The organism is Erwinia wuhanensis (genome assembly GCF_030484085.1).
GTDB classification, from domain to species: Bacteria; Pseudomonadota; Gammaproteobacteria; order Enterobacterales; family Enterobacteriaceae; genus Erwinia; species Erwinia aeris.
This window is the reverse complement of record NZ_JAUJUH010000002.1, coordinates 408,941-423,285: the sequence shown is the minus strand read 5'-3', so window position 1 is coordinate 423,285 and position 14,345 is coordinate 408,941. Positions and strand designations below refer to the sequence as shown.

9 protein-coding genes and 7 tRNA genes are annotated in these 14,345 nt (G+C 54.4%); 3 read left to right on the top strand and 13 right to left on the bottom strand.

Translation table 11 applies throughout. The features are described from left to right. Positions 1-209: 209 nt before the first annotated feature. A complete protein-coding gene (miaB, locus tag QZH36_RS06445) occupies positions 210-1,634 on the bottom strand; it encodes a tRNA (N6-isopentenyl adenosine(37)-C2)-methylthiotransferase MiaB (RefSeq protein ID WP_253454906.1) in 1,425 nt (474 codons plus the stop codon). A gap of 163 nt (positions 1,635-1,797) precedes the next feature. Between miaB and ubiF the strand changes: the two genes are divergently transcribed. Continuing rightward, positions 1,798-2,976: a 3-demethoxyubiquinol 3-hydroxylase gene (ubiF, locus tag QZH36_RS06440; RefSeq protein WP_301729927.1), complete on the top strand. Its 1,179-nt coding sequence runs from the start codon at positions 1,798-1,800 to the stop codon at positions 2,974-2,976. 209 nt (positions 2,977-3,185) lie between these two features. Here the strand turns inward: ubiF and QZH36_RS06435 are convergent. The 12 genes from QZH36_RS06435 to nagB all read right to left on the bottom strand — a co-directional run bounded on the left by QZH36_RS06435 (position 3,186) and on the right by nagB (position 10,038). After that, a tRNA-Gln gene (locus tag QZH36_RS06435) sits at positions 3,186-3,260 on the bottom strand. Positions 3,261-3,301: 41 nt separating this feature from the next. Beyond that, positions 3,302-3,376: transfer RNA gene (locus tag QZH36_RS06430), tRNA-Gln, on the bottom strand. Between the two features lie 7 nt (positions 3,377-3,383). Next, a tRNA-Met gene (locus tag QZH36_RS06425) sits at positions 3,384-3,460 on the bottom strand. A 36-nt stretch (positions 3,461-3,496) separates the two neighbouring features. Next, a tRNA-Gln gene (locus QZH36_RS06420) sits at positions 3,497-3,571 on the bottom strand. Positions 3,572-3,608: 37 nt separating this feature from the next. Further along, positions 3,609-3,683 (bottom strand) — tRNA-Gln (locus QZH36_RS06415). A 19-nt stretch (positions 3,684-3,702) separates the two neighbouring features. Next, positions 3,703-3,787 (bottom strand) — tRNA-Leu (locus QZH36_RS06410). 11 nt (positions 3,788-3,798) lie between these two features. Further along, positions 3,799-3,875 (bottom strand) — tRNA-Met (locus QZH36_RS06405). A gap of 207 nt (positions 3,876-4,082) precedes the next feature. Then, the gene (asnB, locus tag QZH36_RS06400; protein ID WP_253454905.1) at positions 4,083-5,750 is read right to left on the bottom strand and encodes an asparagine synthase B; all 1,668 of its coding nucleotides are present in this window, start codon (positions 5,748-5,750) and stop codon (positions 4,083-4,085) included. Positions 5,751-6,034: 284 nt separating this feature from the next. After that, complete coding sequence (locus tag QZH36_RS06395) at positions 6,035-6,787, bottom strand: HAD-IIA family hydrolase (RefSeq protein ID WP_253461076.1); 753 nt, start codon at positions 6,785-6,787, stop codon at positions 6,035-6,037. A gap of 32 nt (positions 6,788-6,819) precedes the next feature. Continuing rightward, positions 6,820-8,040, bottom strand: coding sequence for a DNA-binding transcriptional regulator NagC (nagC, locus tag QZH36_RS06390; RefSeq protein ID WP_301729842.1), 1,221 nt, complete (start codon positions 8,038-8,040; stop codon positions 6,820-6,822). Positions 8,041-8,047: 7 nt separating this feature from the next. Next, positions 8,048-9,196: an N-acetylglucosamine-6-phosphate deacetylase gene (nagA, locus tag QZH36_RS06385; RefSeq protein ID WP_253454903.1), complete on the bottom strand. Its 1,149-nt coding sequence runs from the start codon at positions 9,194-9,196 to the stop codon at positions 8,048-8,050. 41 nt (positions 9,197-9,237) lie between these two features. Next, on the bottom strand, positions 9,238-10,038 hold the full coding sequence (nagB, locus tag QZH36_RS06380; protein WP_301729841.1) for a glucosamine-6-phosphate deaminase: 801 nt from the start codon (positions 10,036-10,038) through the stop codon (positions 9,238-9,240). A 321-nt stretch (positions 10,039-10,359) separates the two neighbouring features. Here nagB and nagE point away from each other — a divergent pair, with 321 nt between their 5' ends. Both nagE and glnS read left to right on the top strand, forming a co-directional pair. Beyond that, positions 10,360-12,306: a PTS N-acetyl glucosamine transporter subunit IIABC gene (gene nagE / locus QZH36_RS06375; RefSeq protein WP_301729840.1), complete on the top strand. Its 1,947-nt coding sequence runs from the start codon at positions 10,360-10,362 to the stop codon at positions 12,304-12,306. Between the two features lie 141 nt (positions 12,307-12,447). Next, positions 12,448-14,115 (top strand): glutamine--tRNA ligase, encoded by a 1,668-nt coding sequence (gene glnS, locus QZH36_RS06370; RefSeq protein WP_301729839.1) that lies wholly within the window; start codon positions 12,448-12,450, stop codon positions 14,113-14,115. The last annotated feature ends 230 nt before the right edge of the window (positions 14,116-14,345 follow it).

Below are 14,345 nucleotides of genomic sequence, written 5' to 3'. Positions count from 1 at the left end.
AATCCTTTGGGTCGCTCAGGGCCAGGTTGAGGATGGCTTTTTACAGGCTGGTCACGCCGGTAACGCCGTGACCATAAGGGAATTATTTATGGCTGCGCCCTAATGCGCAAGCGCAGGTGAAGATATTTGGGCACAGTGCGCAGAAAGCAAGCCGCGTACGCGTTTTCAGGCGGCGAACCTGTGAAATTCGCCGCAAAAATTCGGTGGGATCAGGGCTGGAACAGGCCAACGCCCAGCTCGTTTTCCTTGCGCGTGCGCGCAATCACGGAAGCCGGGGATTCAATAGTGCGCAGGCCCATTTCCTCTTCGGTGCGCACGACTTTGCCGCGCAGCGAATTGGTATAGACATCGACGATCTCAACATCCACAAACTTGCCGATCATCTCTGGCGTGCCTTCAAAGTTCACCACGCGGTTGTTTTCCGTGCGGCCGGACAGCTCCATCACGTTCTTACGCGAGGTGCCTTCCACCAGGATACGCTGAACGGTGCCCAGCATCCGGCGGCTCCATGCCATCGCCTGCTGGTTAATGCGATCCTGGAGGATCCACAGACGCTGCTTCTTCTCTTCTTCCGGCACGTCGTCCGGCAGATCGGCGGCAGGCGTACCCGGACGGGCAGAATAAATAAAGCTGTAGCTGGTGTCGAAATTGACCTCGCCGATCAGCTTCATGGTCTGCTCAAAATCCTGCTGGGTTTCGCCAGGGAAGCCGATAATGAAATCCGAGCTGATCTGAATGTCCGGTCGCGCCGCGCGCAGCTTGCGAATAATCGCTTTATATTCCAGCGCGGTATGGGCGCGCTTCATCAGCGTCAGAATACGGTCTGCGCCGCTCTGGACGGGCAGATGCAGGAAGCTGACCAGCTCCGGCGTGTCGCGGTAGACTTCAATGATATCGTCCGTGAACTCAATCGGATGGCTGGTGGTGAAGCGAATGCGGTCGATGCCGTCAATCGCCGCCACCAGGCGCAGCAGGTCGGCAAAGGTGCAAACTTCGCCGTCAAAGGTTTCGCCGCGATAGGCATTGACGTTCTGACCCAGCAGATTGACTTCACGCACGCCCTGCGCCGCCAGCTGGGCGATTTCAAACAGAATATCGTCGCATGGACGGCTGACTTCCTCACCGCGGGTATAAGGCACCACGCAGAAAGTACAATATTTATTGCAGCCTTCCATAATAGAAACGAAGGCCGTCGGGCCGTCTGCTTTGGGTTCCGGCAGGCGGTCAAATTTTTCAATCTCCGGGAAGCTGATATCAACAATCGGGCTTTTGGAGCCGCGCACGGTATTGATCATTTCCGGCAGGCGATGCAGCGTCTGCGGGCCGAAAACGATATCGACGAAATGCGCACGCTGGCGAATATGTTCGCCTTCCTGCGACGCCACGCAGCCGCCCACGCCGATGACCACATCGGGATTGCGATCCTTCAGCGTTTTCCAACGCCCAAGCTGATGGAAAACTTTTTCCTGGGCCTTTTCACGAATGGAACAGGTGTTGAGCAGCAGCACATCCGCCTCTTCCGCCACTTCCGTCAGGGAATAGCCGTGGGTGCTGTTTAACAGGTCAGCCATTTTGGATGAGTCATACTCATTCATCTGACAGCCCCAGGTTTTGATATAAAGTTTTTTCGTCATCTGGTTGCCATTTATCATGCAGGAGAGAATGCAGGGCGCGTATTGTAAAGCTTTGCTGCTGTGGTGACCAGCACCGCGCCGTTTTCTCAACAGCCGCTAAAAATCCGGTACACTTAGGGTAACAGAATTAGCCCGTCGGACGTCCACTGGACAGGAAAATATGATGACAGAAACAACGCAAAAATGGGATGTCGCTATCGTGGGCGGCGGGATGGTAGGCGCGGCGCTGGCCAGCGGACTGGCGGCGCAGGGCTTTCAGGTAACGGTATTGGAAAAGCAGGAGCCGGCTGAATTCGTGGCCGAGAGCGATCCGGATATCCGCATTTCCGCGCTGGGCGCCTCTTCGGTTGACCTGTTGAAGCAGCTGGAGGTCTGGCCTCGCGTTCAGGCAATGCGCAGCGCGCCTTACCGCAAGCTGGAGACATGGGAGTGGCAGACGGCGCAGGTTGGTTTTGACGCCGCTTCGCTGGGCCTGCCGGAGCTGGGTTTTATGGTGGAGAACAGCGTACTGCAACGGGCGCTCTGGCAGCGGCTCCAGCAGCAGGAAGTCGCGTTGAAAACGCCTGCGCGGCTGCAAACGCTGCAGGCCTGTAACGGCGGCTGGGCATTGACGCTGGCGGACGGCGAAAAGCTTCACGCCAGGCTGGTAGTGGGCGCCGACGGCGCCAGTTCACAGGTACGCCAGCTGGCAGGCATTGGCATTCGCGGCTGGAACTATGCGCAGGCCTGTATGCTGATCAGCGTGCGCTGCGAGCACGACGCCGGCGACTGTACCTGGCAACACTTTACGCCAACGGGGCCAAGAGCTTTCTTGCCGCTGTTTAACGGCTGGGCGTCGCTGGTGTGGTACGACAGCCCGGCGAGGATTCGTCAACTACAGGCTATGAGCATGGCGCAGCTGGCGGAGGAGATCAAAACGCATTTCCCGGCGCGGTTAGGCAAAGTGACGCCGGTAGCGGCAGGATCCTTTCCGCTGGTACGCCGGCATGCTACCCGCTACGTGCTGCCGGGGCTGGCACTGGTAGGCGACGCTGCACACACCATTAATCCGCTGGCGGGGCAGGGCGTGAATTTAGGCTATCGCGACGTGGACGCGCTGATTGATACGCTGACCGCCTCACGTGAGCGGGCCGAAGACTGGGCGTCGGAAAGAGTACTGCTGCGCTACCAGCGCTCACGCCATACGGATAATCTGCTGATGCAGAGCGGCATGGATCTCTTCTATTTCGCCTTCAGTACGCAGGCGGCGCCTCTACGTATTTTGCGTAATCTGGGCCTGATGGCGGCGGAGAGGTCGGGCGTGCTGAAGCGGCAGGCGTTGCGCTACGCGTTGGGATTATAGGTTTTAAGACGCAGCGCACGGGTATGAAGCGCAAGAGGTTTCTTTAAGCTTAAGGTCCGACAGGACCTTATTATTTGCGGCGTTCGGCGGCTTTTTTAGCTGTTGCTGCGGATAAAGAGCGATTTACGCGTTGTATGCGCATCGCAAAGCGGTTGTGAGGAAAGATCGCAGACGTAAAAAAGCCCGCTTGCGCGGGCTTCTTTACTTATTGGCTGGGGTGCAGGGATTCGAACCCCGGAATGCTGGTATCAGAAACCAGTGCCTTACCGCTTGGCGACACCCCAATTTTTTGGGTGCGATCCGCTTGGGCAGATCGTCTTTTTTATGGCTGGGGTGCAGGGATTCGAACCCCGGAATGCTGGTATCAGAAACCAGTGCCTTACCGCTTGGCGACACCCCAATAAAATTGGTGGCTACTACGGGAATCGAACCTGTGACCCCAGCATTATGAGTGCTGTGCTCTAACCAGCTGAGCTAAGTAGCCTAATTTTACTGCGTTACAACTATACTACATTCTGACTGGCTGGGATACCTGGATTCGAACCAGGGAATGCCGGTATCAAAAACCGGTGCCTTACCGCTTGGCGATATCCCAATGTCCGTACACAAGTCACAAAACCATCAGAACAAACTGGCTGGGGTACCTGGATTCGAACCAGGGAATGCCGGTATCAAAAACCGGTGCCTTACCGCTTGGCGATACCCCATCCGTGCAATGCTTCGAAATGGTGCGGGAGGCGAGACTTGAACTCGCACACCTTGCGGCGCCAGAACCTAAATCTGGTGCGTCTACCAATTTCGCCACTCCCGCTAAAAAAAAGATGGTGGCTACTACGGGAATCGAACCTGTGACCCCAGCATTATGAGTGCTGTGCTCTAACCAGCTGAGCTAAGTAGCCATCTTTTTTCGCGTTACCTTCATCGGCGTTGCGGGGCGCATTATGCTAAGTTGGCCTGAAAGCGTCAACAAGTTTTTTCCCGTTTTTTCGCTGAAATGATTCGTTTGTCTGGCTTATAACCAGTATGGCGACTAATTCAGCAAAGTCAGCGTTTTTTTAAACAATTACGGGCCGCTGGCGGCCCGATTTGTGAATAAAAGCCGTAAGTTATTTATAGGCGGACTGATGAACGCCTACCGCACGACCGGAAGGATCGTCCATGGTTTTGAACGCTTCGTCCCATTCAATTGCTTTTGCCGAAGAACAGGCGACGGATGGACCGCCCGGCACGCATTCAGCCGCGCTGGGAACCGGAAACAGCTCTTCAAAAATTTCCCGATACAGATAGCCTTCTTTTGAGGTCGGCGTGTTGTACGGGAAGCGGAAATGCGCCGTTTGCAGCTGCTGGTCGCTGACCTGTTTCGCCGCGACTTCTTTCAGCGTATCAATCCAGCTGTAGCCTACGCCGTCGGAGAACTGCTCTTTTTGACGCCACGCCACGCTTTCCGGCAGATAAGAAGAGAAGCATTCACGCAGGATATGCTTTTCCATTTTGCCGTTGGTGCCGCACATTTTGTCCGCCGGGTTGATGCGCATCGCCACGTCGAGGAATTTTTTATCCAGAAAAGGCACGCGTGCCTCTACGCCCCATGCCGACATCGCCTTGTTGGCGCGAGCGCAGTCGAACATATGCAGCGCCAGCAGCTTACGCACGTTCTCTTCGTGAAACTCTTTAGCGTTGGGGGCCTTATGGAAATAAAGATAGCCGCCAAAGACTTCATCGGCGCCTTCGCCGGACAGCACCATCTTAATGCCCATCGCTTTAATTTTACGCGACATCAGATACATCGGCGTGGAGGCGCGAATAGTAGTCACATCGTAAGTTTCGATGTGATAGATAACGTCGCGGATCGCATCCAGGCCTTCCTGCACGGTAAAGTGGATCTCGTGGTGCACCGTGCCCAGATGGTCGGCGACGGATTTCGCCGCTTTCAGATCCGGCGATCCTTCCAGACCTACCGCGAAGGAGTGCAGCTGTGGCCACCATGCTTCGCTCTTGTCCTGATCTTCGATACGCTTGGCCGCGAATTTTTTGGTCACGGCGGAAATAATAGAGGAGTCCAGGCCGCCGGAAAGCAGCACGCCATAAGGCACATCGGACATCAGATGGCTTTTCACGGCCTCTTCCAGCGCATCTTTCAGCGCCGTCGCGTCAGTTTTGTTGTGCTCTACCGCCTCATAGCTGAACCAGTCGCGCTGCCAGTAGCGGCGGATCTCGCCATCGGTGCTGGAAAGGTAGCTTCCCGGTGGGAATTCTTTAATTGATTTACAGACCGGCACCAGCGCCTTCATTTCTGAAGCAACAAACAGGTTGCCGTGTTCGTCGTTACCCATATACAGCGGAATGATGCCGATATGATCGCGGCCAACCAGGTAAGTGTTTTTTACGCTGTCATAGAGGATAAAGGCGAACATGCCCTGCAGGTCGTCCAGAAAATCGACGCCTTTTTCCTGATAAAGCGCAAGAATAACTTCACAATCCGATTCGGTCTGAAACTCGTAGCGGTCACTCAGCTCTGCACGCAGCGCCTGATGGTTATAGATCTCACCGTTTACCGCCAGCACGTGGGTGTGGGCTGCGTTGTAGAGAGGCTGCGCGCCGTTGTTGACGTCCACAATAGAGAGACGCTCGTGGGCCAGAATCGCGTTGTCACCTGCATAAACGCCTGACCAGTCCGGGCCGCGATGACGCATAAGACGAGAAAGCTCCAGCGCTTTCTTACGCAGTTCAACCGGATCGCTTTTGAGATCCAACACGCCAAAAATAGAACACATAGCTAACTCCCTAACGACAAACCGCAACGGTGATATTGATGAAAAAAGGCATAGTTAACGGCGACTTCTTCGCCCGGTAGATAAGAAAATGCGCCAGATTGAGAGAGTGTGCAAGCCTTTTAGCTGTTTTCTGATAAATGGCCTGTTGCATCGCGCTTAAGTTTGATGATTATGCAATATATGGTGTTATTTTTTGCGGAATCGATAATAAACATCAAAAAGCGGTCAAAAAACAGGCAGGCGAGGCGGATAAAAAAGCCCGGCGCGTTGGCCGGGCTGGCGATTCAGAGAATGTCGATGTCCGCGACCGACGGGAATACCCAGCTGGGTCGGAAAGGCATGGCGTCAATATCGCTCAGGGTGGAAACGCCGGACAGCACCAGAATAGTTTCCAGACCGGCCTGGAAACCAGCCAGAATGTCGGTGCGCAGATTATCGCCGACGATCACCGTCTCTTCGGAGTGCGCCTGCATCTTGTTCAGCGCCGCGCGCATAATCCACGGGCTGGGTTTACCCACGTAAAAAGGCGTCCGGCCGGATATTTTCTCAATCCCCGCGCACAGCGCGCCACACGCCGGTACAAAGCCACGGGCGTGCGTATCGGGGTTAGTTGCGATAAAGCGCGCGCCGTTCGCCACGAAATAGGCGGCCTTATGCATCATATCCCAGTTAAACGAGCGCGTTTCGCCCACGATAACAAAATCGGGATTGATGTCGGTAATGGTAAAACCGGCTTTATACAGCTCATGCACCAGCGCCCCTTCGCCAACCACATAGGCTTTCTTGCCTTCCTGACGGCGTAAAAAATCGGCGGTAGCCATCGCTGAGGTATAAAACACGCTTTCCGGCAGATCGATGCCCGCCGAAGAGAAGCGGTTAGCCAGATCCAGCGCGGTTTGCGAAGGGTAGTTGGTCAGCACCACCAGCGGCATCCCTTTAGCCAGGATGCGCTGCAGGAAATCGTTAGCGCCGGGTACGGCGGTATTATCGTGCATCAAAACGCCGTCGATATCGCAGATGACGTTTTTGATAGCTATTTTTTCGCTGTCGTTCAGGGTTAGAGCGCTCATCAACTTTCCATTAAATGTTGTAACAGGATGCCGTTAAGCATGGCACGCTTTGCCAGCGCGAAAGCGCCTATGGCAGAACGATGATCGAGCTCAGAACGCACCACCGGTAAATTCTGGCGGAAAGCTTTCAGCGCCTGAGTGTTGATACAGCCTTCAATAGCGGGCAGCAGGATTTTATCTGCTTCAGTGATCTCGCCCGCAATCACTACTTTTTGCGGGTTGAACAGATTAATGGCGATAGCGATCGCCTTGCCTAAGTGGCGTCCGACGGATTCTATCACTTCGGCTGCCAGCGCGTCGCCGCGGTTGGCGGCCTTGCAAATTTTCGGCATCACACAGTCATCCAGCGTCAGCGTGCTCGGATAACCCTGGGTAAGCAGATGACGGACGCGATTTTCTATCGCGCTGTTGGCCGCCAGGGTTTCCAGACAGCCGAAATTGCCGCAGTGGCAGCGCTCGCCCAAAGGATCGACCTGGATATGGCCCAGTTCGCCCACGTTGCCGTTACTGCCTAAAAAGATATGACCATTGGTGATGATGCCTGCGCCTGTACCGCGATGGACTCGCACCAGAATCGAGTCAGCACAGTCGCGAGACGCACCAAAATAGTGCTCGGCAAGCGCCAGGCTTCGGATATCGTGACCTACAAAGCTGGTGACGTTGAAACGCTTTTGCAGATTGGCGACCAGCGGCCAGTGATGAACCGCGATATGTGGCATATAGCGGATAACGCCGTTATTAGGATCGACCAGACCTGGGAGGATAACGGCGATGGCGATCAGCTCGCGCAGCTTGCGCTGATACTGCTCGCAGAAACTGGCGATAGCGTTGAACAGCGCATGTTCCAGCGTTTCCTGGGTGCGTTCCGGCAGCGCGTAGTCCTCCTGCGCCAGCACTTTTCCACTCAGATCGAACAGGGTAAGCGTGGCGTCATTGCGGCCCAGACGGATGCCGATAGTATTGAAGCCGCGGGTTTCGGTGACGATAGAGATAGCGCGGCGGCCGCCGGTAGAGGCCTGCTGATCCACTTCTTTGATCAGGCCGCGCTCTATCATCTGGCGAGTGATTTTGGTGACGCTGGCGGGCGCTAGCTGGCTATGTTCGGCAATCTGAATGCGCGATATAGGGCCTTGCCGATCGATAAGCCGGTAAACGGCCGCGCTATTGAGTTGCTTAACAAGATCGACATTTCCTATTTGAGCCTGGCCGCCAGTGGTCATTCAGTTTCTACTCGCTTAAGACTTCGTCACCATTAACGACAGTCTGGATTATTTGATAGTCACGGGTGAACACCGTCAGGTTCGCGACTTTTCCGGCTTCGACGGAACCTAACTTATCCTCTACACCCATAGCGCGGGCTGGGTACAGCGTTGCCATCCTGATCGCCTCATCCAGCGCAATACCGACATGTTCGACGCTGTTCGCGACAGCTTCAATCATGGTCAGCGCAGAGCCGCTGAGCGTGCCGTTTTCGTCAACGCAGAGTCCATCCCGATAGTATATTGTTTTTCCTGCAAAAATGAACTGGTCAATCTGCGCGCCCGCCGGCGCGGTGGCATCGGTGACCAGGATTAGCCTGTCGCCTTTGAGGCGTTTTGCATTACGAATATTAACGTAGTTGACGTGTAAACCGTCGGCGATGATGCCGCAGTAGACGTTGGGCGAGTCAAAAAGCGTACCGATTAAGCCTGGCTCACGGCCGGTCAACGGCGGCATAGCATTATACAGATGGGTGGCAAAACTGATGCCGGCGGCAATACCCTGGCGCGCCTCTTCGCTGGTGGCATAAGAATGGCCAGCGGAAACCACGATGCCCGCCTGATGCAGCTGGCGGATCACGGCAGAATCAACCTGTTCCGGTGCCAGGGTGATTTTGGCAATCACATCGCTGTTTTCACACAGATAATCGACCATCGCTTTTTCCGGGGGACGGATCAGCGCCGGATTATGCGTGCCTTTTTTGAGTGGATTCAGCCAGGGGCCTTCCAGATGCAGGCCGAGCGCCTGGTTAGCGTTTTGCGCCAGGTAAGCGCGCATCACTTCCACCGCGCGTTTCATCAGCTCGTCGCTGCTGGTGATTAGCGTCGGCAGGAAGCTGGTACAGCCCGACTTCTCGTTAGCTTTTTGCATAATCGCCAGCGTTTCAACGCTGATAGCGGCGATATCATCATTAAACTGCACGCCGCCGCAGCCGTTAAGCTGCAAATCGATAAAGCCGGGAGCAATCAGCGCGCCGTTTACATCACGCCGGGTGATATCCGCAGGCAGCTCTTCCAGCCTGCAGACACGGTCAATCAGGCCGTTGGCGATGACGACGGCGTGATTATCCAGTACTTCGTAGCCGGTAAAGATACGGCCATGGGTTAAAGCATACATAATTTTCTCCCGGCCAGCGCCGATAGCCTTGTGCAGATGAGTTACAGATTTTCCATATTTTCCGCTTCCATTTCGCGGAAATATTTAACCGTTTTCACTTTCAGTTCCATCGTCGCGGGCTCGTCGCAAACCACGATCGATTTGGCATGCAGCTGCAGGCAGCTGATGGTCCACATATGATTAACGTTGCCTTCGACGGCTGCCTGCAGCGCCTGCGCTTTCAGGTGTCCCGTCACCAGAATCATCACTTCCTCCGCGTCCAGCAGCGTGCCCACGCCAACGGTCAGCGCATATTTCGGTACCTGGCTGACGTCGCCGTCAAAAAAGCGGGAATTCGCCAGGCGCGTATCGTGCGTCAGCGTCTTGATACGGGTACGGGAAGCCAGCGATGAAGCGGGTTCATTAAAAGCGATATGCCCGTCATTACCTACGCCGCCCATAAACAGGTGAATTTTACCGTAAGCGCGGATTTTCTCTTCATACTGGCGACATTCTGCGTCAATATCAGGCGCGTTGCCATTAAGAAGATTGATATTTTCACTTTGAATATCAACGTGATTGAAAAAGTTGCGGTACATAAAGCTGTGATAGCTTTCCGGATGCTCTTTCGGCAGGCCGACATATTCGTCCATATTGAACGTAACGACGTGTTTAAAGCTGACCTGGCCCGCTTTATGCATTTCAATGAGATGACGATAGGCTTCCAGGGGCGTGCCGCCCGTGGGTAAACCCAGCACAAACGGACGCTCTGCGGTGGGTTGAAACGCGTTGATACGGTTTACAATATGGCGGGCGGCCCATTTACCGACCTGGTTTGGCGTCGTAAGAGGGATCAATCTCATTTTTTTACCTCGTTATAAGCAATTTAAGGAAATATTTTACACCGGTTTCACTGTAGTAAGCGTAATCTGCATAATCAGTAACGGGCGCGAAACAGCACCACGATCATTTTTTTCATCATAAAATAAGTAGGCAGGGTTCGCCAGCATCAACCGCGTTAAAATAGCTTCTTTGGTGATAAATATCACAAATGCTATGGTTTTAATTTGCGCAGCGAATTAATTTTTCCTTACACTGCGTCGAATAATGATTGGTGTCATTCAGAGCAGTCCGCTCAATAAAAACTGCACAACGGGCGCCTGGCGGCTCTCATAGGGGGAATAGTGAATATTTTAGGGTTCTTTCAAAGGCTGGGGCGCTCTTTACAGCTACCGATAGCCGTATTACCAGTGGCGGCGCTGATGTTGCGCTTTGGTCAGCCCGATCTGTTGAATATGCCGTTTATCGCGCAGGCTGGCGGGGCGATTTTTGACAATCTGGCATTAATCTTTGCTATCGGGGTGGCTTCTACATGGTCTAAAGATAACGCAGGCGCCGCTGCGCTGGCAGGCGCCGTGGGCTACTTTATTCTGACCAAAGCGATGATCACCATTAATCCGGCGATCAATATGGGCGTGCTGGCGGGGATCGTGACTGGCCTGGTAGCGGGCGCCACCTATAACCGCTGGGCGGATATCAAGCTGCCCGATTTTCTCAGCTTTTTCGGCGGCAAGCGTTTCGTTCCTATCGCAACCGGCTTCTTCTGTCTGATCCTGGCCGCTGTGTTTGGCTACGTCTGGCCGCCAGTGCAAAACGCCATTCATGCGGGCGGCGAGTGGATTGTCTCGGCTGGCGCGTTTGGCGCAGGCGTCTTCGGTTTCGTTAACCGCCTGCTGATCCCAACGGGTTTACATCAGGTACTGAATACCATCGCCTGGTTCCAGATTGGCGATTTCACCAACGCCGCTGGCGCCGTTTTCCATGGCGATATCAACCGTTTCTATGCGGGCGACGGCACGGCGGGCATGTTTATGTCCGGCTTCTTCCCAATCATGATGTTTGGCCTGCCCGGCGCTGCGCTGGCCATGTATATGGCCGCGCCGAAAGCGCGTCGTCCTATGGTTGGCGGTATGCTGCTTTCGGTGGCGGTTACCGCTTTCCTGACCGGCGTGACGGAGCCGCTGGAATTCCTGTTTATGTTCCTGGCGCCGATGCTTTATCTGATCCACGCCATCCTGACGGGCATTAGCCTTTATATAGCGACGGCGCTGGGTATCCATGCCGGTTTCTCTTTCTCTGCGGGCGCAATCGACTATGTGCTGATGTATAACCTGCCGGCGGCCAGCAGCAATGTCTGGGTGCTGCTGGTGATGGGCGCTATCGCATTTGTGGTTTACTTTGCGCTGTTCAGCGCGGTTATCCGCATGATGAATCTGAAAACGCCGGGCCGTGAGGATGCGACCGTGCAGCCGGAGGAAGAGGCTAACAGCAACACGGAAGAGGGGCTGGAACAGCTTTCCCGCCACTATATTGCCGCCGTCGGCGGGTCGGAAAACCTGAACGTTATTGATGCCTGTATTACCCGCCTGCGTCTTTCCGTAAAAGATGCCGCGCAGGTAAACGATGCGGCCTGTAAGCGTCTGGGCGCTTCGGGCGTGGTGAAGCTGAACAAGCAAACCATTCAGGTTATTATCGGTGCCAAAGCGGAATCCGTGGCGGAGACGATGAAAAAAATCATTGCCAAAGGGCCGGTTGCGCCAGTTGCGGTCAGCACCGTCGCCGCGACCGTCGCGCCAACCACGCCGCCTGCACCGGCTGCTGCTGCAAAGGGCGTGCTTGAAACGCTGCTGGCGCCGGTAAGCGGAGAAGTTGTGGCGTTGGAGCAGGTGCCGGATGAGGCTTTCGCCAGCAAGGCGGTCGGCGAGGGCGTAGCCATCAGGCCAACCGGCAGTACGGTGGTTTCGCCTGCCAGCGGCACCATCCTGAAAATCTTCAACACCAACCATGCTTTCTGTCTGGAAACGGAAAAAGGCCTGGAAGTGGTGGTGCATATGGGCATCGACACCGTCGCGCTGGAAGGAAGGGGCTTTACGCGGCTGGTAGAAGAGGGCGCGCAGGTTAAAGCGGGTGAACCAATTCTGGAGATGGATCTGGCCTGGCTTAACAGCCATGCGAAATCGATGATCAGTCCGGTCGTGGTCACCAATATTGAAGATTTTAGCGGTATCAGGCTGGTTGCGGGCGATACCGTCATTGCGGGCGAAAGTCCACTTTGCGAAATTACCGGCTGACGGCAGCGGTAAAAAAACGAGGGCGGGAAGCGATTCCCGCCCTTTTTTATGCGATACGCTAACAAACGGTTGTTTCCCTGAACGGCTTTGTGGATCATACTCCGTTATTTCACGCACTAAAGTATTCCAGAGGATATTAAGATGAGTGAGGCTGAAGCCCGCCCAACTAACTTTATTCGTCAGATCATCGACGAAGATCTGGCGAACGGTAAGCACACCAGCGTGCATACTCGCTTCCCGCCGGAGCCGAACGGCTATCTGCACATTGGTCACGCCAAATCAATCTGCCTGAACTTTGGCATCGCTCAGGATTACCAGGGCGAGTGTAATTTGCGTTTTGACGATACTAACCCGGTCAAAGAAGACCTGGAGTATGTCGAATCAATCAAGCGTGACGTACAGTGGCTGGGCTTCGAATGGAGCGGCAAGGTCCGTTATTCCTCTGACTATTTTGACCAGCTGCATCACTATGCCGTTGAGTTGATTAATAAAGGCCTGGCCTATGTAGACGAGCTGTCGCCGGAGCAGATCCGTGAGTATCGCGGCACCCTGACCTCGCCGGGTAAAAACAGCCCGTACCGCGATCGCAGCGTAGAAGAGAACCTGGCGCTGTTTGAGAAAATGCGCAACGGCGAATTCGCCGAGGGCAGCGCCTGCCTGCGTGCCAAAATCGATATGGCCTCTAACTTTATCGTCATGCGCGATCCGGTGCTTTATCGCATCAAGTTTGCCGAACATCATCAGACCGGCAACAAGTGGTGCATCTACCCGATGTATGACTTTACCCACTGCATTTCCGACGCGCTGGAAGGCATTACGCATTCGCTTTGTACGCTGGAATTCCAGGACAACCGTCGCCTGTACGATTGGGTGCTGGACAATATCACCATCCCGACGCATCCGCGCCAGTACGAGTTTTCGCGCCTGAATCTTGAATACGCCATCATGTCCAAGCGCAAGCTGAACCTGCTGGTAACCGAAAAAATCGTGGGAGGCTGGGACGATCCGCGCATGCTGACCGTTTCCGGTTTGCGTCGTCGCGGCTATTCGGCCGCCTCGATCCGCGAGTTCTGCCGTCGCATTGGTATCACCAAGCAGGACAACATTGTTGAGATGGCCTCGCTGGAATCCTGTATCCGCGACGATCTCAATGAAAACGCGCCGCGTGCTATGGCCGTTCTCGATCCGGTTAAGCTGGTGATCGAGAATCTGCCGGCCAACTATGAAGAAATCATCACCATGCCGAACCATCCGAACAAGCCGGAGATGGGAACGCGTGAAGTGCCGTTCAGCCGTGAGATTTATATCGATCGTGCGGATTTCCGTGAGGAAGCCAATAAGCACTACAAGCGTCTGGTGCTGGGTAAAGAAGTTCGTCTGCGTAACGCTTACGTTATCAAAGCCGAGCGCGTGGCTAAAGATGAAGCAGGCAACATCACCTGCCTGTTCTGCACCTGCGACGTCGATACGCTGAGTAAAGATCCGGCTGACGGCCGTAAGGTGAAAGGCGTTATCCATTGGGTATCCGCCGAGCATGCGCTGCCGGCCGAGTTTCGTCTTTACGATCGTCTGTTCAGCGTGCCGAATCCTGGCGGCGCCGAGGATTTCCTGACCACGATCAACCCGGACTCGCTGGTTATCCGTCAGGGCTTTGTCGAGCCTGGCCTGAAGGCTGCCGAAGCGTCCAGTCCGTTCCAGTTTGAGCGTGAAGGCTATTTCTGCGCGGACAGCGTTTACTCCAGCAGCAGCCATCTGGTGTTTAACCGCACGGTAGGCCTGCGCGATACCTGGGCTAAAAGCGGTGAATAAGTCATAATTTAATAAAAAAGCAGCCTTCAGGCTGCTTTTTTTTTGGATAATATATTAATCTGCTTAACGGCTAAAAAACAAATATAATACAACCTGTTTTGCATCATAGTTTACAACGACAATAATTGTTATTAATTGCCAGCTGCCTCACCAGTAAATATAATCAGCGCGCAGTCGGTTAATTACTGTTTGTTATTTTTTATATTTTACGATTATTTATTTATTGTTTA